Origin of the sequence: Cupriavidus sp. YAF13, assembly GCF_052113425.1 — a bacterium.
Lineage (GTDB): Bacteria > Pseudomonadota > Gammaproteobacteria > Burkholderiales > Burkholderiaceae > Cupriavidus.
Window position 1 is genome coordinate 121,614 of the sequence record NZ_JBFRDD010000018.1, and the last position, 9,166, is coordinate 130,779.

Consider the following 9,166-nt stretch of genomic DNA (forward strand, 5'->3'; position numbering starts at 1 on the left):
AACCCCTCACGCTGTGCCACCGATCATGGCGGTGATCCTGATATTTCTGTTGTCCGGCACCTCGGCATGCGAAAGCACCTTGAGTTGCGGCATGGTCCGGCGCAGGAAGCGCGCCAGCAACGGGCGCAGCGGATGCGGCACCAGCAGCACCGGATCCAGCCCCAGCTGTTCTTGCCTGATCACCGCGCCATGCGTCTGCTGCAGCAGCGCATCGGCCAGGCCCGGCTCGATGCCGCCGCCGTTAGTGAGCGCCTGCGACAGCACGCGTTCCAAGCCAGCGTCAAGGCCGATGACCTGGAGGTCGGCGCCGTTGGGGAACCACTGCTGGGTGATGGCGCGGCCCAGCGCCATGCGCACCAGCGAGGTGAGCTCGTTGGGATCGCTGACCTTGGGCGCGTGCTCGGCCACCACGTCCAGCACGGTGCGCATGTCGCGGATCGGCACGCTTTCGTCCAGCAGGTTCTGCAGGATCTTTTGCAGCGCGGTGAGCGTGATGACCTTGGGAACCAGGTCTTCGGTGAGCTTGGGAGATTCCTTGGCGATGCGGTCGAGCAGCGCCTGCACTTCCTGGCGGCCAAGCAGCTCGGCCGCGTGAATGTGGATCAGGTGGTTGAGGTGAGTCGCCACTACCGTGCTTGCGTCCACCACCGTGTAGCCGTAGGTCTGCGCCTGCTCCTTGAGACCGCTCTCGATCCACACCGCGGGCAGGCCAAAGGCCGGGTCCTGGCTGGGCGTGCCCGGCAGCGCGCCGGACACCTGGCCGGGGTTGATCGCCATCCACTGCCCGGGCGCGGCCTCGCCGCGGCCGATCTCCACGCCCTTGAGCGTGATGCGGTAGGCGTTGGGCTTGAGTTCCAGGTTGTCGCGGATATGCACCACCGGCACCAGGAAGCCGATCTCCTGCGCCACCTTCTTGCGGATGCTCTTGATGCGCCCGAGGAGCTCGCCGTTCTGCGCGCGGTCCACGAGCGGGATCAGGCGATAGCCCACTTCCATGCCGAGCGGATCGACCAGGGTGACATCGTCCCAGCTGGCTTCGGTCGATTCAGGCGCCACTGAGGGGGTACGGTCCTCGCGCTTCTTTTCCTGCGCCTGCGCCACGTCGCGGCGTGCCACATAGCGGCCGAACCACACCAGCGCGCCGGCGAAGGCCAGGAAGGCGAAGTGCGGCATGCCCGGGATGATGCCCATCATGCCAATGATGGCGCCGGTCAGGTAGAGCACGCGCGGATTGGAGAACAGCTGGCCGGTCAGCTGCTGGCCCACGTCCTGCTCGTTGGAGACCCGCGAGACGATCACACCCGCGGCGGTGGAAATCACCAGCGCCGGGATCTGCGCGACCAGGCCATCGCCGATGGTCAGCAGCGTGTAGTTGCGCACCGCGGTGGCGAAGTCCAGGTCATGCTGCACCATGCCGACCACCATGCCGGCGCCGACGTTGATGAACATGATCATCAGACCCGCCACGGCATCGCCGCGCACGAACTTGCTGGCGCCGTCCATCGCGCCGTAGAAGTCCGATTCCTGCGAGACCTCGGCACGGCGCTTCTTGGCGCCGTCTTCATTGATCAGGCCGGCGTTGAGGTCGGCGTCGATCGCCATCTGCTTGCCGGGCATGGCGTCTAGCATGAAGCGCGCGCCAACTTCGGCGATACGCCCCGCGCCCTTGGTGATGACCATGAAGTTGATCACCACCAGAATCGCGAACACCACGATGCCCACCGCGAAGTTGCCGCCGACCAGGAAGTGGCCGAAGGCCTCGATCACCTTGCCCGCGGCATCCGGCCCGGTGTGCCCTTCCATCAGCACGACCCGCGTCGAGGCCACGTTGAGCGACAGGCGCAGCAGCGTGGTGAACAGCAACACCGCCGGGAAGGCGGCGAAGTCCAGCGCCTTCTGCGTGTACATGCCCACCAGCAGCACCATGATCGACAGGGCGATGTTGAACGTGAACAGCAGATCCAGGATAAAGGGCGGCAGCGGCAGGATCATCATGCCGAGGATCATGATGATCAGCAGCGGGCCGGCCAGGGCCTTCATCTGCCCGCCTGTCTGGCCCCCCGGCAGTTTGAACAGCGAGGTCAATGCGTTCATGCTTGGCTTTCCGGTACGGCTAACTCGTCAGGCACCAGCAGATCGGAGGGTGCCGCCGGATGCGGGCCGCTGCTGTGATGCCAGTGCTTCAGTTGATAGACCCAGGCCAGGACTTCGGCCACGGAGGTGTACAGGCCGGCAGGGATTTCCCTGCCCAGCTCGACGTGACGATGCAGCGCGCGCGCCAGCGGCGGCGCGGACAGCAACGGCACGCCGTTCTCGACGGCAATCTCGCGAATGCGCGCGGCAATCGCGTCACTGCCCTTGGCGACCACGCGCGGTGCGCTCATGCGGCCTTCTTCGTAGCGCAGCGCCACGGCAAAGTGGGTGGGGTTGGTGACCACCACATCCGCCTTCGGCACTTCGGACATCATGCGGCGCTTGGCCATGGCACGCTGCTGCTGGCGGATGCGCGCCTTGATGTGCGGGTCGCCATCGCTGTCCTTGTGCTCCTGCTTGACCTCTTCCTTGGTCATGCGCAGCTTCTTGTAGAAGGTCCAGTACTGCCAGGGCACGTCGAGCGCGGCCACCAGCACCAGCGAACCCGCCACCATCGCGGTGCAGCTCAGCACCATCTCCAGCATGTGCAGCAGCGCTTCGTGGATCGGCGCGCTCATCAGCGCGATGGCCTCGGGCAACCGCCGCCACAACACCCAGCCGGCCACGCTGCCAACCAGCAGCGCCTTGGCAATGGCCTTGGTCAGTTCCACCAGCGACTGCGAGGAGAACAACCGGCCCAGCCCCTTGAGCGGCGAGAGGCGGGAGAAATCCGGGGCGAACGACTTGGCGGAGAACATCCAGCCGCCCAGCAGCATGGGGCCAGCCAGCGCTGCCGCGCCAAAGAACAGCAGCAGCGGCAGGAAGGCCAGCAGGCCCTCCCAGACCGCGATGCCAAAGCGCGACATCATGCGCGTCGTGTCGAAGGCGATCGCAGGCTCGAAAGCCAGGCTGGCGTGCAACACGGCATCAAGCTTGTTGGCAAGCGTGCCGCCCAGCGTCGACAGGCCCACTACGCCGCTCATCAGCATGATCAGCGTGGCGAGCTCGCGCGAACGCACAACCTGCCCCTCTTCGCGCGCCTTTTCCAGGCGCCGCGCTGAGGCAGGTTCGGTTTTCTCGAGATCGCTTTCTTCGGACATGGCCGCTCCGTTACGAAGCGGCATACGGCCGTTCGTCAGGATCGATTATCGGAGCGGAAACCGGCGGGCATTAGCCGGAATAGGACTGGGATTCTGGCGCTGTTTGCGCGATGGCGGCGCTTGGGCGGGGCGCGCGGCGCACGCGCGGCGCGCGGGAGGGCCGGCATGCGCGATGCGCAGCCCCCGCCTTGGCGGCGAGGGCGCTCCGGCAGTGCACCCCGGGGAAGGGGCGCACGCGGGACGGCACGGCGCCGCTAGCGGCGCCGCGGTCCGTGCCTGGCGATCAGAAGCCCAGGCTGGCGAGCAGGTCGTCGACCTGTGACTGGTCGGAGACCACGTCGGCCTTGCCTTCGGGGTTCACCTGCGGCCCGTTCATCAACGTCGACGGCGCTTCCACGCGGCGATCGGCCGGGACATTGTCGATCAGCACCTGCAGCAGTTCCTGCTCCAGGGAGTGAATCATGTCCATCATCTTCTTGATGACCTGGCCGGTCAGGTCCTGGAAGTCCTGCGCCATCATGATGTCGAGCAGATGGCTGCCGGTGGCGCGCGCCTGCTGCGGCACGTCCGTCAGGAAGGCGCGGGTGTCGAGCACGAGCTCGCGCGCGTCGCCCAGCTCCACCGGCGTTTCGAACCAGGCTTCCCAGCGCTTGTCGAGCGCCTCGGCCTGCTTCTCCATGCCGGACTGGATCGGCTGCGCCAGCTCCACCGCGGTCAGCGTGCGCTCGGCAGCCTGCTCGGTCATGGAGGCGATATAGCTCAGGCGGTCACGCGCGTCGGGGATGGCCTGCGCGGCGCGCTCGATTTCCTTGTCGAGCCCCAATTCGCGCATGTTGTCGCGCAGCATCCGTGTCAGGGCGCCAATGCGCTGGAACAGCTGCTCGGCAGATTCGTTGCTTAGCGTCGGAGTCGTCGACATATCGCCCACCTTATGCCCCTTCCTTCGCCAGCTTCTCGAAGATCTTGGTAATCTTCTCATCGAGCGTCGCAGCCGTGAACGGCTTGACCACATAGCCGTTCGCGCCGGCCTGTGCCGCGGCGATGATGTTTTCCTTCTTGGCCTCGGCCGTCACCATCAGTACCGGCAGCTTGGCGAGCGCCCCTTCGGCGCGAATCGCCTGCAGCATGCTCAGGCCGTCCATGTTCGGCATGTTCCAGTCGGAAATGACGAACTGGAAGCTGCCGTCCTTGACTTTCTCCAGGCCAGCGGCGCCGTCTTCGGCTTCCTCGACGTTGGCAAAGCCCAGTTCCTTAAGCAGGTTGCGGATGATGCGACGCATGGTGGGGAAGTCATCGACCACCAGGATCTTCATGTTCTTGTCCACTCTAACGGCTCCAATACAGTTGTGGAAAGTTGCTGCAATACTTGCGCTGGCCCCGCCGGTATGCGGCCGGGCCAGCGCTTGTGCCCTGTCAAACTCGCTGCGCGCGTGTCCCGAAGGTGGCCAGGCGTGCCATCACGCGCTGGCTCATCGCGTGCAGCGGTACTACCTCATGCACCCCACCGGCGGCAATCGCCTCCTTGGGCATGCCGAATACGATGCAACTGCTCTCGTCCTGCGCCAGGTTATAAGCACCGGCCTCGCGCATGCGCAGCATGCCTTGCGCCCCGTCCTTGCCCATGCCCGTCAGCATCACGCCGATGGCATTCTTGCCGGCATGCCTGGCGGCCGAGTCGAACAGCACTTCCACCGACGGCCGGTGGCGGTTGACCGCCGGCTCCTGCGACAGGTGGGCCACATAGTTGGCCCCGCTGCGCGCGAGCAGCAGGTGCGAATCTCCCGGGGCGATATAAGCGTAGCCGGGCAACACGCGCTCGCCGTGCTCCGCTTCCTTGACCGTGATCCGGCACAGGCCATCCAGGCGCTGCGCGAACGAACGCGTGAAGCCAGCCGGCATATGCTGGACGATCAGCACCGCGGGGCAATCGGGCGGCATCGGCATCAGGAAATCCTTGATGGCCTCGGTGCCGCCGGTGGACGCCCCCACGATGATCAGCTTTTCCGTGGACAGCAACGGGCTGCGCAGCATCGGGGTCGCCGGCGCTGCCGCTTCCCCGCTGGCGGGTGCGTTGCTGCGGATGCGTGCGCGCGACGCGGCGCGGATCTTGTCGGCGATGGTGTCGGTGTAATCCATCAGGCCGTCGCGGATGCCGAGCTTGGGCTTGGTGACGAAATCCACCGCGCCGAGTTCCAGCGCGCGCATCGTGATTTCCGAGCCGCGCTCGGTCAGCGACGATACCATCAGCACCGGCATCGGGCGCAGGCGCATCAGCCGTTCAAGGAAATCCAGCCCATCCATGCGCGGCATTTCCACGTCCAACGTCAGTACATCCGGATTCAGGCGCTTGATCAGGTCGCGCGCCACCAGCGGATCGGGGGCGGTGCCTACCACCTCCATATCGCTCTGGCTGTTGATGATCTCCGTCATCAGGCTGCGTATCAGCGCGGAGTCGTCCACGCACAATACCTTGATCTTGGCCGCAGTCATGTCTGGAAAAAGTCCTCGTCGTATCAGGAAACGGCAGCCGATGGTGCACGCCGTGAAAACAGTTCCGCGCCGCCCTGTGCGGGCGTCGTCGCGGAGTTGGCAATGGCGCGTGCCAGCGCGCGTTCGTTACGCTCGACCACCACCTGGTCGTCCTGGCGCGTGAGCCGACGCACCAGCGCCAGCCCGGTAAGCGGGAAATAGCTGACCCGGCGCGCATGCGGGCCGCGCAGGTCCTGCGCGGCCAGCCGGATCCCTTCGGTCTTCAGGTAACGGATCACGAACTCCGCATTGCGGTCGCCGATGTTGAGCGTGGTCATGTTGGCCAGCACCGCGCCGCCGCCAAACACCTTGGCTTCGAGCCGCTCGCGCCGCGCGCCCATCTTCAGCAGTTCGTTGACCAGCACTTCCAGCGCGTAGCAGCCGTAGCGCATCGACGCGGACAGCAGCCGGTCGGCGCCCACGCCATCGTCATCCGGCAGCATGAAATGGTTCATGCCCCCTACCCCGGCCGTCTCGTCGCGGATGCATGCCGCTACGCACGAACCGAGCACCGTGGTCAGCACCACGTCTTCGCGGGTCACGTAATACTCGTTGGGCAGCAGCTTGATGGCTTGCTTGCCGAATTCACGGTCAAAGTAACTGCGGGTGGCGATCGCCTCCGGCAATTGGGGCGTGCGCATCACGATCCTCCCAGCCGGGCCGACTGCGGCGCCAGTTCATAGACAGTCTGCCCGCGCAGCTGGAAGGCGCGCGTCACGTAGGAGAAATTCTCGGAGTGGCCAGCGAACAGCAACCCGTGCGGCTTGAGCAGCGGCACGAAGCGCTCCAGGATCTTGCCCTGGGTAGGCTTGTCGAAATAGATCATCACGTTGCGGCAGAAGATCGCATCGAACTTCTCGCGAATCCCCCAGTCCGGCGCCAGCAGGTTCAGCGGCTCGAAACTGATGGTGCCCGCCAGTTCCGGCTTGACCTTGACCGCGCCGGCGCGCTGGCCGGTGCCCTTGAGGAAGAAGCGCTTGAGCCGCTCGGGCGAGAGCTTGTTCACCTGCTCGGCCGTATAGACACCGGAGCGGGCCTTGGCCAGCACTTGGGTGTCGATATCGGTGGCCAGCACAGTGGCGGCGCGCTCGCCGAGCGCTTCAGCCAGCGTGATGGCGATCGAGTAGGGCTCCTCGCCGGTGGACGCGGCCGAGCACCATACCGAGTAGGGCCGGCCGGTCTTCTTGGCGTGCTCCGCCAGCAAGGGGAAGTGATGGGCTTCGCGGAAGAACGACGTCAGGTTGGTGGTGAGCGCGTTGGTAAAGAACTCCCACTCGTCCGAGCCGTCATCGGCGTCCAGCATCGCCAGGTAAGTGCCGAAATCGACCAGCTGCAGCGTGCGCAGCCGTCGCGCCAGCCGGCTGTACACCATCTCTCGCTTGTGGCTGCCAAGCGAGATGCCCGCGCGGCGATGAATCATCGCGCGGATCTTCTCGAAGTCCCGCTCGGTCAGCAGGAAGTCACGCGGCTCGTCGCGCCGCAGGGAAGCGGGCTGCGCCGATTGCGGGCCGGCGGCAAAGGCGGTTGGGCGAGGCTGCGTCATGTGTTGCGGGGCTTTTGGCCGTGGTCTTGCTGGGGCTTGCTTTGGCGAACTCAGGCGGATCCGGTCGGGATCAGGCGAGCTCGGCTTCGACCAATTCCATTTCGGCACTGGTCATCAGCTTCTCGATGTCGATCAGGATCAGCATGCGGCCGTCGACAGTGCCAAGGCCGGTCAGGTGATCGTTGGAAACCGAGACGCCGAACTCCGGCGCCGGCTTGATGGCTTCGCCGGTCAGGGTCAGCACGTCCGATACGCCATCCACCACGATGCCAACCACACGGCCGGCGATATTGAGGATGATGACCACGGTCTGGTGGTCATAGCGCACGTTGCCCAGGCGGAACTTCAGGCGCAGGTCCACGATCGGCACGATCACGCCGCGCAGATTGGTCACGCCCTTGATGAAGTCAGGCGCATTCGCCAGGCGGGTCACCGCGTCGTAGCCGCGGATCTCCTGCACCTTGAGAATGTCGATGCCATACTCTTCGCTTCCCAGCGTGAAAACCAGGAACTCCTGCCCAGAAGCTTCGCTCCCGGGGGTATCGATGTGTCCGATGCCGGCCATGATGTCTTGTTCTCCTGAGCGTTAAGCAAGCGCCGGGTCTTGGCGGCGCACTCCGGTGCGCTGCAGCGCGCCGACGTCCACGATCAGTGCCACGCTGCCGTCGCCAAGGATGGTGGCGGCGGAAATGCAAGGCACCTTGCGGTAGTTGGTTTCGAGATTCTTCAGCACGACCTGGTGCTGGCCGATCAGCTGGTCCACCAGCAGCGCGAAGCGCTTGCCTTCGGCCTGCAGGATCACGGCGATGCCCYGGGTCGGCTCGTGCACGGCTTCGGCCACGTTGAACACGCGGTGCAGTTCCAGCAGCGGGAGGTACTCGCCGCGCACATGCATCACGCGGTCGTTGTTGGCAGCCGTGTGCACGTCCTCCGGCTTGGGCTGCAGCGATTCCATCACGCAGTTCAGCGGCAGGATGAAGGTCTCGGCGCCCACCTTGACGGACATGCCGTCCAGGATCGCCAGCGTCAGCGGCAGCACGATGCGGGTGGTGGTGCCCTGGCCGGGACGCGAGGTAACCTCGACGTGGCCGCCCATTTCCTGGATGTTCCGCTTGACCACGTCCATGCCCACGCCGCGGCCGGACAGGTCGGTCACCGCTTCGGCGGTGGAGAAGCCCGGTGCGAAGATCAGCTGCCAGACTTCATCGTCGCTGATGTTCTCCGACACCGGCAGGCCATTCTGCAGCGCTTTGGCGAGGATCTTGTCGCGGCGCAGGCCACCGCCGTCGTCGCTCACTTCAATGACGATGTTGCCACCGTGGTGCTGGGCCGACAGGATCAGCTGCCCGGTGGGTTCCTTGCCCGCGGCAACGCGCAAGTCCGGTGTCTCGATGCCGTGGTCCAGGCTGTTGCGCACCAGGTGGGTCAGCGGGTCGATGATGCGTTCGATCAGGCTCTTGTCGAGCTCGGTGGCCTTGCCGAAGGTAATCAGGTCGATCTGCTTGCCCAGCTTGCCGGCCAGGTCGCGCACCAGTCGCGGGAAGCGCGAGAAGACGTAGTCCATCGGCATCATGCGGATCGACATCACCGCTTCCTGCAGGTCGCGCGCATTGCGCTCGAGCTGGCCCATGCCGGAGAACAAGCGGTCGAACAGCACCGGATCGAGCGCGGATGCGGTCTGCGCCAGCATCGATTGCGTGATGACCAGTTCGCCCACCAGGTTGATGATCTGGTCCACCTTTTCGGTGGGCACGCGGATGGAGCCGTTCTCCTGTGCGTGCGCGGCCGCGGCGGGCTGTGCCTTGGCTTTTTCCTTGGCGGGCGCGGCCGGGGCCTGCGCCGGAGCGGCGGCGGCCGGCGC

9 protein-coding genes are annotated in these 9,166 nt (G+C 65.6%); all 9 read right to left on the bottom strand.

All coding sequences use genetic code 11. The features are described 5' to 3' along the window. Positions 1 to 6: 6 nt before the first annotated feature. The gene (gene flhA / locus AB4061_RS16815) at positions 7 to 2,094 is read right to left on the bottom strand and encodes a flagellar biosynthesis protein FlhA (RefSeq protein WP_441635678.1); all 2,088 of its coding nucleotides are present in this window, start codon (positions 2,092 to 2,094) and stop codon (positions 7 to 9) included. Further along, complete coding sequence (gene flhB / locus AB4061_RS16820) at positions 2,091 to 3,233, bottom strand: flagellar biosynthesis protein FlhB (protein WP_441635680.1); 1,143 nt, start codon at positions 3,231 to 3,233, stop codon at positions 2,091 to 2,093. The genes flhA and flhB overlap by 4 nt, the downstream gene beginning before the upstream one ends. Positions 3,234 to 3,516: 283 nt before the next feature. Next, positions 3,517 to 4,152, bottom strand: coding sequence for a protein phosphatase CheZ (cheZ, locus tag AB4061_RS16825; protein ID WP_441635682.1), 636 nt, complete (start codon positions 4,150 to 4,152; stop codon positions 3,517 to 3,519). Positions 4,153 to 4,162: 10 nt separating this feature from the next. Next, a complete protein-coding gene (gene cheY / locus AB4061_RS16830) occupies positions 4,163 to 4,558 on the bottom strand; it encodes a chemotaxis response regulator CheY (protein ID WP_006162642.1) in 396 nt (131 codons plus the stop codon). Positions 4,559 to 4,646: 88 nt separating this feature from the next. Beyond that, complete coding sequence (locus tag AB4061_RS16835) at positions 4,647 to 5,723, bottom strand: protein-glutamate methylesterase/protein-glutamine glutaminase (RefSeq protein ID WP_441635684.1); 1,077 nt, start codon at positions 5,721 to 5,723, stop codon at positions 4,647 to 4,649. A 23-nt stretch (positions 5,724 to 5,746) separates the two neighbouring features. Then, the gene (gene cheD / locus AB4061_RS16840) at positions 5,747 to 6,403 is read right to left on the bottom strand and encodes a chemoreceptor glutamine deamidase CheD (RefSeq protein ID WP_441635686.1); all 657 of its coding nucleotides are present in this window, start codon (positions 6,401 to 6,403) and stop codon (positions 5,747 to 5,749) included. Next, complete coding sequence (locus tag AB4061_RS16845) at positions 6,403 to 7,305, bottom strand: CheR family methyltransferase (protein ID WP_150992423.1); 903 nt, start codon at positions 7,303 to 7,305, stop codon at positions 6,403 to 6,405. Before AB4061_RS16845 ends, cheD begins: the two co-directional genes overlap by 1 nt. Positions 7,306 to 7,375: 70 nt before the next feature. Beyond that, the gene (cheW, locus tag AB4061_RS16850) at positions 7,376 to 7,870 is read right to left on the bottom strand and encodes a chemotaxis protein CheW (protein ID WP_006162638.1); all 495 of its coding nucleotides are present in this window, start codon (positions 7,868 to 7,870) and stop codon (positions 7,376 to 7,378) included. 21 nt (positions 7,871 to 7,891) lie between these two features. Continuing rightward, the coding region (locus tag AB4061_RS16855; protein ID WP_441635688.1) for a chemotaxis protein CheW at positions 7,892 to 9,166 on the bottom strand (1,275 nt) is incomplete at its 5' end.

Excerpts from the sequence above, each read along its gene's own strand:
- cheW (WP_006162638.1), bottom strand. The coding sequence starts at position 7,870 with ATGGCCGGCATCGGACACATCGATACCCCCGGGAGCGAAGCTTCTGGG.
- cheZ (WP_441635682.1), bottom strand. The coding sequence starts at position 4,152 with ATGTCGACGACTCCGACGCTAAGCAACGAATCTGCCGAGCAGCTGTTC.
- cheD (WP_441635686.1), bottom strand. The coding sequence starts at position 6,403 with ATGCGCACGCCCCAATTGCCGGAGGCGATCGCCACCCGCAGTTACTTT.
- AB4061_RS16835 (WP_441635684.1), bottom strand. The coding sequence starts at position 5,723 with ATGACTGCGGCCAAGATCAAGGTATTGTGCGTGGACGACTCCGCGCTG.
- flhA (WP_441635678.1), bottom strand. The coding sequence starts at position 2,094 with ATGAACGCATTGACCTCGCTGTTCAAACTGCCGGGGGGCCAGACAGGC.
- AB4061_RS16845 (WP_150992423.1), bottom strand. The coding sequence starts at position 7,305 with ATGACGCAGCCTCGCCCAACCGCCTTTGCCGCCGGCCCGCAATCGGCG.
- flhB (WP_441635680.1), bottom strand. The coding sequence starts at position 3,233 with ATGTCCGAAGAAAGCGATCTCGAGAAAACCGAACCTGCCTCAGCGCGG.